Annotated in this window: 20 protein-coding genes; 4 read left to right on the forward strand and 16 right to left on the reverse strand. The window is 37.7% G+C overall.

Annotated features, from left to right (window positions below; all coding sequences use genetic code 11):
• Positions 1–478 precede the first annotated feature (478 nt).
• Positions 479–1,453, reverse strand: coding sequence for a transposase (locus QUD79_RS16920; RefSeq protein ID WP_184423422.1), 975 nt, complete (start codon positions 1,451–1,453; stop codon positions 479–481).
• A gap of 245 nt (positions 1,454–1,698) precedes the next feature.
• Entirely contained in the window at positions 1,699–2,196 is a 498-nt protein-coding gene (locus tag QUD79_RS16925) for a DUF2867 domain-containing protein (RefSeq protein WP_184423423.1), read from the reverse strand.
• A 252-nt stretch (positions 2,197–2,448) separates the two neighbouring features.
• Between QUD79_RS16925 and QUD79_RS16930 the strand changes: the two genes are divergently transcribed.
• The gene (locus QUD79_RS16930) at positions 2,449–3,411 is read left to right on the forward strand and encodes an integron integrase (protein ID WP_184423424.1); all 963 of its coding nucleotides are present in this window, start codon (positions 2,449–2,451) and stop codon (positions 3,409–3,411) included.
• A gap of 41 nt (positions 3,412–3,452) precedes the next feature.
• Here the strand turns inward: QUD79_RS16930 and fre are convergent, their stop codons facing one another.
• From fre to trxA, 6 genes are all read right to left on the reverse strand, one after another.
• On the reverse strand, positions 3,453–4,145 hold the full coding sequence (fre, locus tag QUD79_RS16935; protein WP_184423425.1) for an NAD(P)H-flavin reductase: 693 nt from the start codon (positions 4,143–4,145) through the stop codon (positions 3,453–3,455).
• An 81-nt stretch (positions 4,146–4,226) separates the two neighbouring features.
• Positions 4,227–5,711, reverse strand: a complete 1,485-nt coding sequence (gene ubiD, locus QUD79_RS16940; RefSeq protein WP_184423426.1) for a 4-hydroxy-3-polyprenylbenzoate decarboxylase — start codon at positions 5,709–5,711, stop codon at positions 4,227–4,229.
• 55 nt (positions 5,712–5,766) lie between these two features.
• Positions 5,767–6,519 (reverse strand): substrate-binding periplasmic protein, encoded by a 753-nt coding sequence (locus QUD79_RS16945; protein ID WP_184423427.1) that lies wholly within the window; start codon positions 6,517–6,519, stop codon positions 5,767–5,769.
• A gap of 276 nt (positions 6,520–6,795) precedes the next feature.
• Positions 6,796–6,921, reverse strand: coding sequence for a hypothetical protein (locus tag QUD79_RS16950; RefSeq protein WP_281401809.1), 126 nt, complete (start codon positions 6,919–6,921; stop codon positions 6,796–6,798).
• A 170-nt stretch (positions 6,922–7,091) separates the two neighbouring features.
• The gene (gene rho / locus QUD79_RS16955) at positions 7,092–8,351 is read right to left on the reverse strand and encodes a transcription termination factor Rho (protein ID WP_184423428.1); all 1,260 of its coding nucleotides are present in this window, start codon (positions 8,349–8,351) and stop codon (positions 7,092–7,094) included.
• Between the two features lie 202 nt (positions 8,352–8,553).
• Complete coding sequence (gene trxA / locus QUD79_RS16960; RefSeq protein WP_184423429.1) at positions 8,554–8,880, reverse strand: thioredoxin TrxA; 327 nt, start codon at positions 8,878–8,880, stop codon at positions 8,554–8,556.
• 354 nt (positions 8,881–9,234) lie between these two features.
• Here trxA and rhlB point away from each other — a divergent pair, with 354 nt between their 5' ends.
• Together rhlB and QUD79_RS16970 are read left to right on the forward strand one after the other, a co-directional pair.
• Positions 9,235–10,497: an ATP-dependent RNA helicase RhlB gene (gene rhlB, locus QUD79_RS16965; protein ID WP_184423430.1), complete on the forward strand. Its 1,263-nt coding sequence runs from the start codon at positions 9,235–9,237 to the stop codon at positions 10,495–10,497.
• Between the two features lie 15 nt (positions 10,498–10,512).
• Positions 10,513–12,021: a Ppx/GppA phosphatase family protein gene (locus QUD79_RS16970; protein ID WP_184423431.1), complete on the forward strand. Its 1,509-nt coding sequence runs from the start codon at positions 10,513–10,515 to the stop codon at positions 12,019–12,021.
• 9 nt (positions 12,022–12,030) lie between these two features.
• Here the strand turns inward: QUD79_RS16970 and QUD79_RS16975 are convergent, their stop codons facing one another.
• Genes QUD79_RS16975 through tatA form a run of 7 tightly spaced genes read right to left on the reverse strand, consistent with a single transcriptional unit; the run spans position 12,031 to position 17,959 of the window.
• A complete protein-coding gene (locus tag QUD79_RS16975) occupies positions 12,031–12,891 on the reverse strand; it encodes a DMT family transporter (RefSeq protein WP_184423432.1) in 861 nt (286 codons plus the stop codon).
• Between the two features lie 31 nt (positions 12,892–12,922).
• On the reverse strand, positions 12,923–13,939 hold the full coding sequence (hemB, locus tag QUD79_RS16980) for a porphobilinogen synthase (RefSeq protein ID WP_184423433.1): 1,017 nt from the start codon (positions 13,937–13,939) through the stop codon (positions 12,923–12,925).
• Between the two features lie 4 nt (positions 13,940–13,943).
• Positions 13,944–15,734: a sensor domain-containing diguanylate cyclase gene (locus QUD79_RS16985; RefSeq protein ID WP_184423434.1), complete on the reverse strand. Its 1,791-nt coding sequence runs from the start codon at positions 15,732–15,734 to the stop codon at positions 13,944–13,946.
• Between the two features lie 55 nt (positions 15,735–15,789).
• Positions 15,790–16,584: a TatD family hydrolase gene (locus QUD79_RS16990; RefSeq protein ID WP_184423435.1), complete on the reverse strand. Its 795-nt coding sequence runs from the start codon at positions 16,582–16,584 to the stop codon at positions 15,790–15,792.
• A 53-nt stretch (positions 16,585–16,637) separates the two neighbouring features.
• Complete coding sequence (tatC, locus tag QUD79_RS16995; protein WP_184423436.1) at positions 16,638–17,393, reverse strand: twin-arginine translocase subunit TatC; 756 nt, start codon at positions 17,391–17,393, stop codon at positions 16,638–16,640.
• Positions 17,390–17,737 carry a Sec-independent protein translocase protein TatB gene (gene tatB / locus QUD79_RS17000; RefSeq protein ID WP_184423437.1) on the reverse strand — a complete coding sequence of 116 codons (348 nt, stop codon included), beginning with the start codon at positions 17,735–17,737 and terminating at the stop codon, positions 17,390–17,392. The genes tatC and tatB overlap by 4 nt, the downstream gene beginning before the upstream one ends.
• A gap of 3 nt (positions 17,738–17,740) precedes the next feature.
• A complete protein-coding gene (gene tatA, locus QUD79_RS17005; RefSeq protein WP_184423438.1) occupies positions 17,741–17,959 on the reverse strand; it encodes a twin-arginine translocase TatA/TatE family subunit in 219 nt (72 codons plus the stop codon).
• 92 nt (positions 17,960–18,051) lie between these two features.
• Between tatA and QUD79_RS17010 the strand changes: the two genes are divergently transcribed.
• Positions 18,052–19,125, forward strand: a complete 1,074-nt coding sequence (locus tag QUD79_RS17010; protein ID WP_184423439.1) for a hypothetical protein — start codon at positions 18,052–18,054, stop codon at positions 19,123–19,125.
• On the opposite strand, the gene QUD79_RS17015 is transcribed toward QUD79_RS17010, so the two are convergent.
• On the reverse strand, positions 19,122–19,391 hold the full coding sequence (locus QUD79_RS17015; protein WP_184423440.1) for a putative quinol monooxygenase: 270 nt from the start codon (positions 19,389–19,391) through the stop codon (positions 19,122–19,124). The two genes, QUD79_RS17010 and QUD79_RS17015, sit on opposite strands and share 4 nt — an antisense overlap.
• Between the last annotated feature and the right edge of the window lie 24 nt (positions 19,392–19,415).

Here is a 19,415-nt window from a genome sequence, read left to right on the forward strand (position 1 = left end):
AAATGATCGTGAAAAAATCTTTGAGTTTCTTTTTGACTTTAATCCGAGTGCAGCAGAAAAAACAGAATTTTCCACCGGAGTGAGAAGGCAACTAACCCCGCATTAAGGTGTAAGGTTAACTAGGGTTAACTAGGACACTCGCTTATCAATTACCTACAACAAAGCCAGCATGCAAGCTAATAAACAGCTTAAAATAAACTCAATGATTAAGAATATAAACTTAATTTGAAAAACATTGACCAAAGTTGAGTAAAAAATTAACAAGGACACTCGCTTATCAATTACCTACAACAAAGCCAGCATGCAAGCTAATAAACAGCTTAAAATAAACTCAATGATTAAGAATATAAACTTAATTTGAAAAACATTGACCAAAGTTGAGTAAAATTACAGTCAAAGTAGAAAAACACTGTTTTCTAGGCATAACTACTACATCAGGCTTGATGTGTTGGTGGGACTTGAGTGGTAGTACTTAATACTATGCTAACAATTTAGTACAACGGCTAACATTGGCTCGTCGTTTTAACCCTTTATGCTCACAATAATCAGTTAATACATCGCTATGACCTACAGCACCATGAAAGAGCTTTCTAAAATCTTTACTTAACGTTAACCAGTTTTCAGGTTTTATATTTAGCCTTGTTAGCAGTGCGGGTTGGTGCTTGTCAATATACCCTGTTTTGTCTTCTCGAATACAGCGCCCTGTTAGCTCAATGAGTTCAAGATAGTCTTTAAGCTCAAACGGTAAGCCTTTTGGCATGGTTTGGCGTGGGTTGCCGATAAAAGGCAACAACAGTTTTGGTTGTTTAGCTTTTTTAGCTGATATTACGCGTTGCTTTACACTAGTATTCTCTGAGCTTTCTGGTGTTTTGGCTACATTGGCTCGCACGGGGTTTAAATCAACATAGGCCATACAAGCTGCAAGGGCTGCTTCATCTAATAGCGCTTGTGATTTAAAACGTCCTTCCCAAAAATGCCCTGTACAGTTATCTTCTTTGTTGGCTTTTGTGGCAATACTTTGGTTTAGTAGGCGCATAAACCAGCTAATATCCATTAAACGGCTGCGATATACCTCAACCGTTTCAAGCAATGAGGTTATTAAATAGTCGGGAATTTCATCACCACAACAATATTGCTGTGTGAGTAATGTACCTTTGAATAATTGATGCCAGCGTTCAAGCACTTCTTTGGTTGACCAACCTTTAGCGGTGTCTTCATCAATAAACAGTACGGTATGCGTGTGGTTACTCATCACAGCGTAAGCGCATACATCAATAGCAAACACCTGAGTTAGGCTAAGTAGTTTTTCTTCTACCCAGCCTTTCCTGTGGTCAAAGTTCTGACCTGTATTTTTATCTTCACCACACAAAAAAGCACGGCGTACACAACGAGAAATACAATGATAATAAGGGGTGTCGGTTAAACTAATTAACTGTTTTCTCGCTGTTGTCATAATACCATCCTTGAATTTTGATTAGATATTAACCTTAGTTCAGTGATTTGTATTATTCAAATATAAGCGACTGTCCTTGTTATTTTTGGTTATTCAAATATAAGCGACTGTCCTTGTTATTTTAAATACGTCTTTTTGGAGAAATTCTACAGCCTCAACGCCTCGCTAAGAGGCAAAAAATAGTTGGTTAAAATAAGCGACGCAGGAGCAAAAACCAACTGTTTTTTGTCCTTTTAAGCGACTTGTTATATGCGACCTGCTTTGAGTGCTTGTCTAATACAATACTTAGCAACTAATTTATGAAAAGGCTTTATAAAAGCCATGTACACTTTACCTGTTTTAGTTTTTAAATTAACTAAGGTAGAAACAGAAAACTCTTGTTCTGATAATTTTAAAACAGATAACCACATATCCATATTAGGCTCATACGCACCACAAATAACTTCTGTAGTTTCTACTGACTCGATTACAAGGAAGCCAGCTTTCTTACCTGCCTGAATATCATCTAGTGGCAGACTCATTTCGGTATTACTAGCCGAGAAGCCTAAGTGTTTCACTATGGAATTACGCAAAGATAAAGCGAGTTGCACTGGTTTGGGTAAAAAACCAAATATGCTGTGATATACATTTTTAGCTTCAAGGTTAGTTTTATTAACCCTAACTTTAAATGAATCTCGGTAATAAGAATTGACCTCTTTACCGTTGATTTTTGTTTCTAATGGAAACTCCATTTCCGAAACCATGTGCAATCTCCTTGGAGCATATAACAGCTTTAACAAAAGGAATTTTTCTCGTCTATTACTTACCACGATCAATTTTCCTTAATTTTTAAATAATTTAACAATATAGCGTAATGCATTAAATTTTAAAATAAATTTATTTTAATGTTCAGTTGTTTTTGCGTGAAAGCGAGAATTTTTCTCGCTTTCACTGTAGAAACCGAGAAAACGTCTAAACTGTAATTATATACAGTTAAAATAAAAAGGATTTTAAAAATGAATTCACCATTTTTATCAATGATAAAAGAAAAAATGTGGTTGAAGCGGTACGCAAAAAAAACGATTGAACCTTATACCTATTGGATAAAAGGTTATATTCTCTTTGTTAATAAACAACACCCTGTTAATTGTCATGATAAAGAAGTTGAAAACTATCTTTCATATTTAACTAACCAACTTAACCTTGCACCTAGAACTCAAGCAATTGCACTTAATGCACTGGTGTTTTTATACCAACATATTATTGAAAAGCCGCTATCTTTACACTTGAATTTTAATAAAAGCAAACAAAGTATTAATTTACCAACTGTTCTTACAAAAGCAGAAGTTAAGCGTTTATTTGAGCACTTAAATCCTGCTTATTTGTTATTATGTCAATTAATGTATGGTAGTGGTTTACGACAGATGGAGGCAGTTAGGTTACGTATACAAGATATTGATTTTGACTACTTTAGTGTTCAAGTATGGCAAGGTAAAGGGAATAAAAACCGCCGCGTAACACTTGCTAAAGAGTTAGTGCCTTCATTAAGACAGCAAATAGAATATGCTAGTCTCTTTTTTTATGCTGATCAGAACAATTCAAATTATGACGGTGTTTATTTACCTTTCGCGCTCGCAAAGAAGTACCCTAACGCCCTTTTCAGTTTAGGTTGGCATTATCTATTCCCATCTCGACGTTTAAGTTGTGATCCTGAAAATAACAAAACAAGAAGGCATCATATTTGTGAAACTAATTTACGAAAAGCAGTTAAAGCTGCGAGTTGCAAAGCAGGTATCAGTAAAAAAGTTACTTGCCATACTTTACGCCACTCATTTGCAACGCACTTATTACAACGCGGTGCAGATATTCGTACAGTACAAGAGCAACTAGGCCATACGGATATTCGCACTACTCAGATCTACACGCATGTAATTGAACATGGGGCGAATGGAGTAAGAAGCCCGCTGTCAGATCTATAGGGCTTCGTTAGAATAAAAGTTTAATGCGATAGTATTCTCGCTTAAATAAATGCAAAAGCGTCGGCATACATGCGGTCGATTAATGCGCCTTTGGCAACAAAGTCTGTACGTACTACACCAACCATATCGAAACGGCCCGCTAAGTATATGTCGTACAACGACAAGTCGCTAATATCGGCCATTACCACTTGGTGAACCATACCTGTTTTACCTTGCCAATTGTTATGTGCATTTTCAATAACCGGGTGAAATTCGCCATGGGTAAGCTTTTGTATTGTTGCTTGCGTTTTTTCTAATTCATAGCTTGCGCTTTCTTCTCGTAGCCCCCAGTAAACAACAACTTTACGTTGAGAGTTTTCATGAACGAGTTGCTCAAACATCGACTTAATGTATGAAAAACCAGTGCCACCCGCAATTAACAGCAATGGACGTTCGCTATCTCGCAGGTGTGCTTGTCCTAGCGGCATTTCAACCTGCACTTGCTTTGAAGTTTGTATTTTTTCAATCACTTGCATTGGGTAGCTGTCTGCACCAAAGGCACCTATTTGTAATTCAATAAGCTCGTCTTTTGGTGCACTAGCGATAGAAAAAGCACGTTTATCATCGTCAGACATAATAAAATTTAAATATTGGCCAGGTAAAAAATCAACGTTATGCTCAGGCTTGAGTAAAACCTTATAAACAAATTCAGTTAGTGGCACTAACGAATGTACCTGACAATTAATAATACTCATTATTTATTTTTACCCTTACCTTTAAAGCTTTCATTTTTTAATAGCACAATAGCCGAACATTTTATCATGAAATATTTAACGCTACTCAATAATATTGAGATCGTCCCAAATATCGTCTACTTGTTGTTTAATTTTATCGTCCATTATAATGGGCTCTCCCCACTCTCTGTCTGTTTCTCCGGGCCACTTGTTGGTTGCATCCATTCCCATTTTTGAACCAAGTCCTGACACAGGAGAAGCAAAATCAAGGTAATCTATCGGTGTGTTTTCGATCAAAACAGTGTCTCTGCTTGGGTCCATTCGTGTTGTCATCGCCCAAATTACATCTTTCCAGTCACGCGCATTAATGTCGTCGTCGCATACAATAACAAACTTGGTATACATAAATTGTCGTAAAAACGACCAAACCCCCATCATTACGCGCTTTGCGTGACCTGCATATTGCTTTTTAATGGTCACAATTGCTAAACGGTACGAACAGCCCTCTGGCGGTAAGTAAAAGTCTTGAATTTCTGGAAATTGTTTTTGCAAAATAGGCACAAATACCTCATTGAGTGCCACACCTAATATCGCAGGTTCATCTGGTGGGCGGCCGGTATATGTACTGTGGTATATCGGATCTTTACGATGCGTTATATGTGTTACTGTAAAAACAGGAAAGCTATCAACTTCGTTATAATAACCGGTATGATCTCCATAAGGACCTTCTGGCGCTACTTCGTCTGGGTCGATATAACCTTCTAATATAATTTCAGCAGTAGCAGGCACTTCTAGATCGTTACTAATACATTTGGCTACTTCAGTTTTTGCCCCTCGTAATAGACCGGCAAACGCATATTCAGACAAGGTATCTGGCACAGGTGTAACCGCGCCAAGAATTGTTGCAGGATCAGCACCTAAAGCCACTGAAACTGGGTATTTTTCACCCGGGTGGGTTTGCTTAAATTCTTGAAAGTCTAATGCGCCACCTCTGTGAGATAACCAACGCATTATTACTTTATTTTTACTTAACACTTGTTGGCGATAAATTCCTAAGTTTTGTCTTTCTTTGTGTGGGCCTTTAGTAACCGTTAACCCCCAAGTAATTAATGGCGCGACATCGCCCGGCCAGCATGTTTGAATGGGTAATTTATTTAAGTCTACGTTTTCACCACTGATAACTTCTTGCTGACATAAAGGTTTTTTGATCACTTTTACTGGCATATTTAATACCTGTTTATAAACAGGTATTTTGGCTAATGCATCACGAAAACCTTTAGGTGGCTCAGGCTCTTTTAGCATCGCTAATAATTTACCTACCTCGCGCAATGCGCTTACATTCGGTTGACCCATCGCTAAGGCGACACGCTCTGGTGTGCCAAATAAGTTGGTTAACACAGGTACTGAACATGGAACACCGTTTTCATCTATCGGGTTTTCAAATAACAGTGCCGGACCACCTTGACGTAAGGTACGATCGCTGATTTCTGTCATTGTTAAGTGAGTAGAAATTGGCTGGCTAATGCGCTTAAGCTGCCCCAACTGTTCTAGTTGTTTAATAAAGTCTCTTAAATCACTGTATTTCATATTAGAATTTAACCAAAAATTTGTAGGTATTATAGCGGGTATAGGCTGGAAGTTACTAATTGATACTCTGCTCAATTAGATTATGTTGTGCTTTCGTTACTTGATTATATGCTGCGCGTACTTTCTCTACGATAAAATCGTCTGTTAACTGGCTAAACGCCATAAATAATTTAATAGAGGGCATATCTAATTTATAAAGTGGTACTAAGTTGCTGCAATCTAATTTTCTATTTCTACATACTATTTCAAACGTTGATTTATTTGCAGGTAACAAATCTATTCTGCCACTTTGATATAACAATGCCGTTTGCTCAGCTTTCACAACAGTAACTAAATTTTTAAAATCATTTCTCAGCAAATATTGATACGGGGCTCCATCACGTACCGTCCCAATACGATATTGCCTGAGCTCTTCCAAGCTGGTGTGCGCATTAATATTACTGTTAACTGGACCAAACAAGTAATATTCTAAGTCCATTATTTCACCTACCCATTTAAACTTATCTGCTCTTTGGGCGGTTTTTGCTAAAGAAAAAATCAATATGTTAGGCTCATTTAAGGCCATGCGATAGGCTCTTGCCCACGGATACACATCAATATTATATTGAATATTAGCGGCAGCTAGCACCTGTTCTACAAACGTAGTTGCTGTGCCAATTAATTTACCATTTTCAAAAAACTGTATCGGGTAGCTCTCTTCAGTAACTACTTTAACGGTTATATCTTCAGCAGGAAGATTAGTTCCTGCCTGACAAATAAAACTACTTAATAAAAGTAATAATAAACAAGTTTGCAAATAATGTTGCATTACATCTCCTATTAGTTAGTCAGATTTCATTAAATTTAAAAATGCGCATACTACACTATTACCAACTAATTATCGTGTATTAATTGTGCAGTTTTACTAAAACAGGAAAAGTAAATTTAAAGCGATATTACCACCGTACAAATTAAGTTTATACCATAGCGTACAACTTGCCTATTTTAGCCACATTTAAATAACCTGAGTTCTGGATAATGGATGTACGATCAACACCGATAAAACCATACTTTTCAATTGCTTATTATAGAGCAATCGTATTACTTATGTAGTTATACCAGTTTCATTAAATAAGTGATCTATTTTATACGCAGTGCAAACGGTCAAATACAAGGCGTTTATTTTCATAACTAGTTGTTCAGGACAATAATGCTCCTGCATTGTCCACATAAGCTACATCCATGTAGCGATAATTATAAAATAAATATCGCAGTAGTTGACTGTTTTAGCCAGTAGAAGTGTTCCCATAGTTAGTGAGATTGGTATTAATTAGAAGACAGTATTGGTAGGTATAAAAAAGCCAGCAGAAGCTGGCTTGTTAAATAAAGACTTAAAGCGTATTACTGTCGCTTCATTGAGTCAAAAAACTCATCATTAGTTTTTGTCATCGAAAGTTTGTCGATCATAAACTCCATTGCATCTATCTCACCCATATCATGTACAATTTTTCGCAAAATCCACATTTTTTGTAATTCATCGGGCTTGGTAATTAGCTCTTCACGACGCGTACCGCTGCGATTAAAATGAATAGCAGGAAATACTCGTTTTTCAGCAATTTTACGAGACAGGTGTAATTCCATATTACCAGTCCCCTTAAATTCTTCGTAAATCACTTCATCCATTTTCGAGCCTGTATCAACTAAAGCTGTCGCGATAATAGTTAAACTACCACCCTCTTCAATATTACGAGCTGCACCAAAAAAGCGTTTAGGACGATGTAAAGCATTAGCATCTACACCACCCGTTAAAATTTTACCTGATGAAGGTATTACCGTGTTGTAGGCACGCGCTAAACGAGTAATAGAGTCTAATAAAATGACAACGTCTTTTTTGTGCTCAACTAAGCGTTTTGCTTTTTCAATTACCATTTCAGCCACTTGAACATGACGGTTTGCTGGTTCGTCGAAAGTTGAGGCTACAACCTCTCCTTTAACTAAGCGCTGCATCTCAGTTACTTCTTCTGGTCGCTCATCAATAAGCAATACCATAAGTTCACATTCAGGATGGTTATGAGCAATACTTTGGGCAATATTTTGCAGTAATAATGTTTTACCTGCTTTTGGTGGCGCAACGATTAATCCGCGTTGCCCTTTGCCAATTGGTGAGGCTAAGTCTAAAACTCGCGCGGTAATATCTTCAGTTGAACCATTACCTCGTTCCATTACCATACGTTCGTTTGGATGAATCGGTGTTAAGTTTTCAAATAGTATTTTATTACGTGCGTTTTCAGGCTTATCAAAGTTAACTTCATTAACTTTTAGTAAAGCAAAGTAACGTTCGCCATCTTTTGGCGGTCGAATTTTACCCCCAATGGTATCACCAGTACGCATACTGAAGCGACGAATTTGACTAGGCGATACATAAATGTCATCAGGTCCTGCCAAATAAGATGAATCTGCCGAGCGTAAAAATCCAAAGCCATCTTGAAGGATTTCTAATACACCGCCGCCAAAGATATCTTCACCGCTTTTAGCGTGCGCTTTTAAAATAGCAAAAATTATGTCTTGTTTACGGTTACGAGCTAAATGCTCAAGTTTCATGGTTTCAGCAAGCTTGATTAACTCGCTAATGGATTTTTGTTTTAATTCGGTAAGATTCATAGTAAAGGTTCTTTAACTATTTTACGTTGTTATGCATTGCCAACATGGCATTGTTGAACGAATAGAGTTGAGTTGGGTTGAATACAGAAATGTTATTTTCATTTGAAAGTTAAACTTAACATTAAAAATTAGATTCGTAAAGTAACGACGATAATTAATGTTATAAAAAAATTAAAAGGCCCGCGATACGGGCCTACAACAATTAAAGGTGATTATCTAAAAACTCTTTTAATTGTGTTTTAGATAAAGCGCCAACTTTAGTATCAATTACCGCACCATCTTTAAATAGTAATAATGTTGGAATACCACGAATACCATACTTTGGTGGTGTGCCGTCGTTTTGGTCGATGTTTAATTTACCAACAACTACTTTGCCTGCATACTCTTCAGCAACATCATTTAATAATGGTGCTATCATTTTACAAGGACCACACCACTCGGCCCAAAAATCAACTAACACTAAACCTGATGCAGACAATACATCAGCTTCAAAACTGTCATCTGTCAATTGAACAATCTTATCGCTCATTTTATTCTCCGTTAATGATGGCTATGCGCCAATGGTTGGAAATTATACCTACATCGTTTTTAATTACCAATAGCACAGCCCGATTTTTATTTATATAACTAAATCATGTTGAAACATAATTTACTTTTCGCACTAACGCATTACAATAAAAACACTTTGCATGCTTCGTTACAGCTCTAATAAATAATGATTAATACAAACAAAATTTTTGACACAAAAGTGAATGCGTCCTAAATACTTATATGGATATAAGATTAAAAATATCAAGCTAATCCATTAAGTTATTACTTATTAAATACATTAAACAAACAGATACTAATTTTTATTAACAACGTAACCTGTTAAGCTATCAGCATGAATAATACACATTTAACAGATATCAAGTTCACAGAGCTTAATTTAGCCCCACAAGTGGTCGCTGGATTAGATGCCATGGGCTTTGAAAATTGCACAGCAATTCAAGCAAAATCGCTACCTGTACTGCTTAATGGCCAAGATATTGCCGGACAAGCACAGACAGGTGAAGGGAAAACTATCGCCTTTTTAGCGGCAACTTTTCATCATTTACTTCAAAAGCCGAAACCTGATCATAAACAACCTAGAGCCTTAATAATGGCTCCTACCCGTGAGCTAGCAGTACAAATACACCGCGACGCCCTTGAGATGGCTAAAAGTACGGGGTTAAAACTTGGTGTGGTTTATGGTGGTGAAGGTTATGAAAGCCAACGCCAAGAATTAGAGAACGGTGTAGACATTCTAATTGGTACCTGTGGCCGCTTACTCGACTATCTTAAACAAGGCATTTATAATCTTAATAGTATTGAAGTTGTTGTGCTTGATGAAGCCGATCGTATGTTTGACCTTGGTTTTATTAAAGATATTCGCTATATGTTCCGTCGCATGCCGCAGCCAACTGAACGTTTAAGTATGCTGTTTTCTGCAACCCTGTCTTTCCGTGTGAAAGAGCTTGCTTTTGAGCACATGAATGACCCTGTTAGTGTTGAAGTTGAACCGGATCAAAAAACCAATGTGCGTATCTCAGAAGAGTTATTTTACCCTTCTAATGAAGATAAAATGACATTACTTCAAACCTTACTTGAAGAAGAGTGGCCAGATAAAGCGATTGTTTTTGCTAATACTAAACACAGTTGTGAAAATGTGCACGCGCACTTAGAAGCCGATGGTATTCGTGTAGGCTTACTTACTGGCGACGTACCTCAGAAAAAACGCTTAAAGGTACTTGAGCAATTTACCAACGGGCAATTAGACATTCTAGTTGCTACCGACGTAGCCGCGCGTGGATTACATATCCCGTTAGTCACTCATGTATTTAATTACGACTTACCTGACGATTGTGAGGATTATGTTCACCGTATTGGCAGAACAGGTCGTGCTGGTGAGACTGGCCACGCGATAAGCTTTGCTTGTGAAGAGTATGTTTTTAACCTACCTGCAGTTGAAGAGTATATTTCGCATTCGCTACCGGTGAGCAAATACGATCAAGACGCTTTACTATCAGACTTACCTAAGCCAAAACCTAGACAGCGACGTCCTCGCCCGCATAACGGCGGACAAAACCGCAAACCTGGTGGCAATAGGCAGCGTCGTACTAAGTAGGAACGTGCGTTATTAATGTCTGCAGCTATAGAAAATAACACTTCTCCTTTATATGCGGTCATCGATTTAGGGTCGAACAGCTTTCATATGCTGATCACCCGTCAGCTTGCCGATAGTGTGCAAGTTGTCGACAAAGTTAAGCGTAAAGTACGCTTAGCTTCAGGGCTTGATAGTAATAATTTGCTTAATCAGTCAGCTATTGCCAGAGGGCTTGAGTGTTTAAGCTTTTTTGCTGAGCGTTTACAAGATATTCCGCCTGAAAATATTCGTATTGTCGCCACAGCCACCTTAAGGCTAGCCACTAACAGAGCCTCGTTTATTAATGCTGCCAATACAATACTTGGACATAAAGTTACCTTGTTAAGTGGTTTACAAGAAGCCGAGAGTATTTACCTTGGGGTTGCTCATACCAGTAGCTCTGCAAAGGAAAAACTTGTAGTAGATATTGGCGGCGCAAGTACCGAACTTATTATTGGTAGCGGTTTTACTATTGAACATGCAATTAGTATTGATATAGGTTGTGTCACATTTAACGCAAAATTCTTTGAAGAAGGGCAGCTTAGTCCCCTAAAAATTGAACAAGCCATTAATTATGCAAAGCAACAATTAGCTCCTTATGTAGCACAGTATCAATCACTCGGCTGGCAGGTGGTTCTTGGCGGCTCAGGCACAATGCAGGCATTAGCTGAAATATTAATATTTGAAAAGCAACCGTCACTTATTTTGTATTCATTTTTACAGCGAATAAAGCTCGCGCTTACTGAGTTTGAATGCATTGATGATATTGTTATCGAAGGGCTAACCAGTGAGAGGGTGCCAGTATTTGTCAGTGGGTTAACGATATTAATAGCACTATTTGAAGCATTAAAAATTGAACAACTACAGCTATCTAGCGGCGCACTGCGTGAAGGTTTATTATATGAGATGTTACCCAACAGCCGTCAAATAGCCATTAGACAACGAACTGTTAGTGGACTTTCTCTCAAGTTTCATATCGACACCTTGCACGCGCAACGTATACAAAAGCAAGTAACAACTTTATTAGAAAGCTTTGCGCCAGCATGGCAGCTTGTCGACAAAAACGAAATCGAACTATTACATGCTGCTACAGCGCTTCATGAAATTGGTCTGCTCTTAGAATATAAGCGGCACCAGCAGCATGGCGCTTATTTGCTTAACAATGCTGATATTCCAGGTTTTGAACAACCAGAGCGACAATTTATAGCCGCGTTGGTAAAGCTTTATAAAGGTGGGATTGACGTTACCTTATTAAAATCTTTATCTGCGGTTAGCTTTCAACATGCTTGCTATTATTTAACAATCTTACGTTTGGCTATTATTTTATGTCGTCGTCGACAAGACGATGTATTACCAAGCTATCAAACGAAAGTAGAAAACAACACTATTTTCCTCTGCTTGCCTAATCAATGGTTAGCGCAGCACCCGCTAATAGCTGACGAGTTGCTACAAGAAAATAAAGAATTAAAGAAAATTGGTCTAACGCTAAAAATTCAATGTGAATAACAGTAAACGCTAACTTTTTTGCTCATTTACTCTTAATACCCATATATTGGTTAGTATTACAATTAAACCACCCAGCATCATTAAGCTGGTTAACGTCTCACCTAAAAACAAATAAGCGGCAATTATCGCGTATATCGGCTCTAAGCTAACAGCAATACTCGCTGTTTGTGCTTTGATTTTTTTTAATGCATGGTTAAATAACGTGTGGGAAAGCGCCGTAAATATTACCCCAAGAACAAACAGTAATTGCCATTGGTAGTTACTAATTTCTGGTGGAGATATAAGAGCTAAAGGTAATAATAACAAGCCTGCTACACCATTTTGATAAAGAGATACTTTTGTTGCTGAATGTTGTACAACAAATTTTCTATTTAATAGGGTTAATAAAGCAAAGGTTATTGCCGATATAACTCCCCACAACATACCGTTTAGAACTGAATAATCTATCGCATCAAAAGGAAGTACTAAACTTATTCCTAGCAAGGTCAGTAATGCTTGAAATACTGTTTTAAGCTCAAATGCTTCTTTAAAAAAATAAGGCTCAAATAAACTAACAAACAATGGAAAAGAGGCAAAAGTAATCAAGCCAATAGCAACAGTAGACACTTGAATAGCTTGAAAAAAACTCACCCAATGAATTGCTAACACCACACCTGTTGCAAGTAGCGGCCAAACCATTGAGCGATTAATTTCAAGCGACTGTTTCTTAACAAACCGAATAATAAAAATTAATGTGAGCGATGCAAATAGCGCTCGAGCGCACACAATAACAATCGCAGGTAATAGTAACCATTTTGCAAATAAACCTGATAATGCAAAGAGCAAAACTGCTGTGTGTACAGCTAATAACGATTGCTTATCGTGTGCCACGTTATTGACCTTTTTAGCTAGCTAAAACGTCCTATTCTTCCTTTAACCAACGCGCTACTTTTTTGGCAAAGTAAGTTAACACACCATCGGCTCCTGCCCGTTTAAAAGCAAGTAAGCCCTCCATCACACAAGGTTTTTCAGCAAGCCAACCATTTTGTATTGCGGCCATGTGCATAGCGTATTCACCACTCACTTGGTAAGCATAAGTAGGTACTTGAAACGTATCCTTTACTCGACGAACTACATCTAAATATGGCATTCCAGGCTTTACCATTACCATATCTGCGCCTTCATAAATATCTTGAGAGACTTCATGCAACGCTTCATCACTATTAGCTGGGTCCATTTGGTAGGAGAATTTATTACCTCCTTTAATATTACCTGAAGAGCCGACCGCATCTCTAAATGGGCCGTAATAACTAGAGGCATACTTCGCTGAGTAAGCTAGAATTCGAGTGTTAACCAGCCCGTGAGCTTCTAATGCTTGGCGAATTGCGCCAATTCTGCCGTCCATCATATCTGAAGGCGCGACCACATCAGCGCCAGCTTGTGCGTGAGATAAAGCCTGTTTAACCAAAATATCTTTGGTTATATCATTGAGCACATAGCCTTCATCTTTACCCGAAGTACCAATTATGCCGTCTTGGCCATGAGTGGTAAACGGATCTAACGCTACGTCGGTGATAACACCTAACTCAGGAAAATGCTGCTTTAATGCTCTTACCGCTCGTTGAGCTAAGCCTTCAGGGTTATAGGCTTCTTCTGCAAGTAGCGATTTTTTTTCAGTGGGCGTTACCGGGAAAAGTGCAACGGCGGGAATACCTAATTCAACCAACTCTTTCGCTTCTTCTAGTAGTAAATCAATACTTTTACGCTCAACTCCAGGCATTGACTCTACAGCCTCTCGCTGGTTTTCACCTTCTAAAATAAATACAGGATAAATTAAATCGTTAACCGTTAATTGGTTTTCTGACATTAACTTTCTTGAAAATTCGTCTCTGCGCATACGACGAAGACGACGTGCTGGATACTGTCCAAATTGACTCATAAAACTACTCCTGCTCTGCTTTGAGCATATTTAAATCAAAAAATACCACCTGATCACGACCTTGATTTTTTGCTTGATAAAGTGCTTTATCTGCGACAACAAATAAATCTTCAGGGCTGATCTCATTTTGTTGTTGATAAGTACTAATACCACAGCTAACTGATAACGCAATTGTGGTACCCGTATTACTAAGTTTAAATGCCTGATCTTTAACAGCTAAACGGAGTTCTTCAGCAATGGCAGTAGCTCCGTCTTTATCTGTTTCAGGTAAAATCAAACAAAATTCTTCACCGCCATAGCGACAACCAACATCTGTACTCCGCCGTAAAACGCTTTTAATTAATCGCGCTATTATAACTAAGCATTTATCTCCAGCAACATGACCATAGGTATCATTAACTCCTTTAAAAAGGTCAATATCTATTACCACAATACTAAGCGGAGTTAAGTTACGACGGCTTCGGCGAAATTCAGCTAAAAGTTTCTGATCATAATGTCGTCGATTAAATAATCCAGTAAGGTCGTCAAGGGTATTTTTTTCGGCTAATTCTCTATTCGCATCTTCAAGCTCTTGCAAGGCAATATTAAGCTCTAACGTACGCTCTTGAACTCTCAATTCAAGCTGCTCTTGTGTTTCTTGTTGTAGCACAAGTAACTCGTCTTGGGCTTGGCGGGTAGTCATTGCACTTTCAAGAGACTCTTTTTGAGCGCGTTCACTGTCTAATTTCTGGTAATAATATTGTCGGCTTAAAATAAAGGTAATTAAAAATCCATGAAGCCAAAACGAAATAGTATTAAGGTCAGTACTAAAGCCATACCATGAAATAGTAACTATATTTAGCAATTTAAAAATTAGAGCGAGTAAAATTACAATGGTAAATAATAGTGCGAGTCGCTGATTTTTTCTAACCAACTGTAAGCCAACAGTAATGAGCACGCACGCTGAAACAACATCAATAAGTTTACAAATAATGAGGTTAGTATTTAGCGATAACAGCATACTAAGAGGCAGATAGAGAAATAGCAGCCAACCTATTATTTTAAGCACCTTGTCCAAGCGTTTTGCCAGTAATCTTAAGTTAAACAACTCTCGGGTGAACCAAATAAGAAAAACAGCTGAAAAAGAGGTTAACAGTGGCAGTTCAAAACCCCTAAACTCAGGCGTTTCAGGAAAAACACTATACAAATTAAAACCAAGTAAAACAGATAAAGACAGTGCTTGTATTGTAAAGTAACCAAAAAGTATCACTAATGATTTACTGCCATTAGCGGCAAACAGCATTAACATAACTAAGGCTAATGCGAACATACCACCAATGGCGATACCTGTTATGTATTGGCTAAGGCTTAAACTTTCAACAAATTGATTCGGACTTAAGGTATTGAGTTGAATTGTAGCGTCACCATCGGCAGTTACCGTTAAAAACACTCGTGAGGTTACTTTAGCGGAAAGCCTAAAATGAGCACTAGACAAGCTATTATAATGACGAGTAAGTGGCGTAATTTTTATAGTATTGCCATAACCTCGTTCATACAGCTTAACACTGTGCAACTGCATAGTATTATTAACCACTATATAAAAGTTTGCGTCTTGATCTCCTGTATTCGTAATATCTATCGCAAGCCAATTTTTCCCATTTCTAAGGTTTAAAGGGTGCTGGCGTTGACTCCAAACTTGCTGCGGGTAATTAAACACCTGATGGATACTTGCTTCTCTATATTCTGAAGCTAACACTGAATACTTACTGCTGACATTCGCTTCTTGATTTAAGACGATATCATACGTCGCGGCCATGCAAGGTAATGCTAAAAGCTGGGCGATAAAAAATAAAACTGTGATGCTATATTGCCTACACATTAGGCGGGCCCCAATTAAACACTCGCTCAGCATTTACTTTAGTATGGTAACGTATTTCATCTTCACTATATGAGGTAAGTTCAGCTAGTTTTGTAACGATATAGGGCAGGTAAGCAGGTTCATTACGACTGCTTTTTGGGCGAGGCTTGATTGTTCTTGGCGTTAAATAGGGCGCATCAGTCTCTATCATTAACTGTGAAAGTGGTATGCACTTTACAATTTCTTGTAACGTTTTACCTCTGCGCTCATCGCACAACCAACCAGTAATACCAATGTACATACCGGCATCTAAACATTGCGTTAACTCAGCTTTATTTCCGGTAAAACAATGCGAAACCATCGCTGGAACTTTGTCTATGTATGGTTGAAGGACAGCATACCATTGTTCAAACGCATCGCGCTGATGAAGAAATAAAGGAAAAGAAAGTTTACTTGCAAGCGCCACCTGCTGTTTAAATACCGACAACTGATTTTCTGGCGTTGAAAAATTACGATTGAAGTCTAAACCGCACTCGCCAATGGCTTTAACATGACTTGAGGTTGCAAGCTTTGTTAGTTGTTCAATAAAGTTAGCGGGCGCATTATCTGCATCGTGGGGGTGAATGCCAGCGGTACAATGTAAAAAATGAGGGAATTGTTGACATAACGCTAACGCTTTTTGACTCTCACTAATTGACGTACCCGTTACCAAAAAGCCATTAACATGCGCAACTTTAGCTCTTTCAATAATTAAAGCATGTTCGTTGTCAAAACGGTTATTGGTAAAGTTTACGCCTATATCAATCAAGCAACTCACTCTCTTTTTAAGTTAACCGTTAAAAGTGCTATTGTTTAAAGCACTTAGTCGGTACGATCTGCATCATCGATGTCTTCATCGTTAGTATCACCAAATTGCATAGCAGCAATAAAAACACCCACCTCAAATAAAATAAGCATAGGGATAGCTAACAAGGTTTGTGAAATAATATCTGGTGGTGTTAACAACATACCAATAACGAATGCACCAACAACGATATAAGGCCGTTTTTTTCTTAAGCTTTGAGGGTCAGTAAAGCCTGTCCAGCACATTAAAATAATTGCGATAGGTATTTCAAATGCAATACCAAAAGCAAAGAAAAGCTTCAGCACAAAATCAAGATAACTCGAAATATCTGTGGCTATTGTAACTCCTGCTGGGGCGACCGAGGTAAAAAATGAAAAAACCAATGGAAAAACCACAAAATAACTAAACGCTATGCCAGAATAAAATAAAAAGGTACTGCCAAACATTAGCGGTGCAATTAAACGCTTTTCTTTGCGATAAAGCCCTGGCGCAATAAAAGACCATAGTTGGTAAAGAATATAGGGCATTGCAATGAAAACAGCTAATACAATAGTTAGCTTGAAAGGAGCAAAAAATGAAGAAGCAACATCAGTTGCTATCATCTGACCACCTTCCGGCATAGTTGCTAACAATGGTTTGGACACATATTCGTATATATCGTTAGCAAAATATATCATCGAACAAAATATAACTAATACTGATAATAAGGCTTTAAGTAAACGTGTTCGCAGCTCAAGTAAATGATCAAATAACGTGTGAGATGTTTGTGTCATTCGTTGTTTTCTTTATTTGCAGTGGGCTCAATTGCGCTTTTTTCCGTTTTGTTCATGTACGGTTTCGTTACCATTTCTGCGGCTTCTTTTAATGATCGAACAGATTCCGCCACTTCTGGCGATAAATTTTCCATATTAACTTGCTCAGCCTTTTTCAGGTTAGCATGAAGCTCTTGAATACGAAGTTCTTCATTCAATTCAGTTTTCACCGTATCGCTAAAGCGCTTAACGTTACTCATCCAACCACGAACTGTACGAATAGCAACAGGCAATCGCTCTGGACCTAAAACTACTAGGCCGATCATCGCAATTAATAATAGCTCCCAAAAGCCAATATCAAACATAAATTATACTTTATCTTTGTCTTCAGTAGTTGAAGCAACTTTCTCTTCTACTGATTTTTTTTCATCTATTGCTTTTTTTTCACCGTCATCACCAATTGAATTTTTAAAGCCTTTAACTGCGCTACCCAAGTCACTGCCTAGGTTACGTAACTTTTTAGTACCAAATAATAGTATGATAATCACTGCAACAATTATTAATTGCCAAATACCTATTCCACCCATCGAAAAAACTCCTATAATCTAAGTAAGTTCATTATAAAGTTTTGTTTGAAAAAAGCATCACTTAAGCATTAAAAGATAAGGACATTGTTAGATTGATTGATCTACTTCATAGTCGGCTCATAAATTTATTATTTATTGGGGCATTTAGTGTTAGCTATAGTGCTAATGTACAAGCTGATTGCATAGTGTTATCACAAGAACAAAAAACTCAACATAACAAACCTTGTGAACCCAATAAATTGTTACAAAAAAACAGGAACAAAGAGGCCTCTAAAACAGCCGAACAAGCTAAAGAGATTGCGGAAAAAGAAGACGATGCATGGATAGAAGAGTTTCACGATACCGTATCAGAAGGGGTATATCAGTCTGCATTGTGGTTTGATAATTTTTTTATTGATAAAGATGGTCAACAAAAAAATCCCAGTACCATTGCAAAAATCAGTTTACAGTGGGCCCCAAAAGCAAGAAATTTAGAAAAAATGAAGGCGCGCTTTCGTATTAAAGTTGATTTACCCCACTTTAGTGACAAAATGGATCTAATTCTTTCAGACAACGACGAAGACACACTTAACCAACTCCCGCTTGAAAGTATAAATACGCAACCACAAACTAATTCTGAACACTTTGCTGCCGCTGTTCGTTATGTATATTTACAAGACAGTAAGCAGTTTACTGACACACGACTTGGGATATCAAGTGGTGACATTTTTGCGCGCGCTCGCTATGTAAGGCGCTTAACCTGGAATAAAAGTCACAGCTTAAAAATCGAGCCCTCAGTTTATTACTTTTTAGCCGACGGTTGGGGCAGTAAGTTGTTATTAGAGTATGATTACAAGCTTTCTGATCAATCACAGTTTAGAATAAACTATAGTACTCGTGGTTCACAATCGTATAGCGGTGTTCGATGGAAACATGGGTTTTATAAGCTCAACCAAATCGACACAACAACTGCATCATTAGTTGGTTTACAGGTTGAAGGTGAACGCAATGGCGAGCGTGGCTTTGTTGTTGATAAGTATACGTTAAGCTATCGCTATCGATTTAACGCCTATAAAGAATGGTTATACTTTGAAGTAGAGCCATTTCTTGAGTGGCCCGAAGATGTTAATTATAGAACAACACCTGGCATTGCTCTTAAAGTGGAAGGTTTTTTCTATAAACACTAAAGAGTAAACTCTTTAATATCAACAACTTCTACCATTGATAAAGTATCACTTTCAGGTCCTGAATCTCTAAATTTTGTCAGTGCTTCCTCTGTTGTCCATTGTTCAAATATATTAACTCTATTAGCATCTACAGAGTCAGGGGATACTGAGAAGTCTACACATGCCTTATTCTGCCTCGCTAATAATATTGCAGGAATAGACTTTTCAATAAACTCTTCACGCATTCCTGCTTTTAATAACAGCTTGCCTGCAACAATTATTGTCATTTATTTACTCTATTATAATTTCTA

It is taken from the genome of Thalassotalea piscium (assembly GCF_030295935.1).
GTDB lineage: Bacteria > Pseudomonadota > Gammaproteobacteria > Enterobacterales > Alteromonadaceae > Thalassotalea_B > Thalassotalea_B piscium.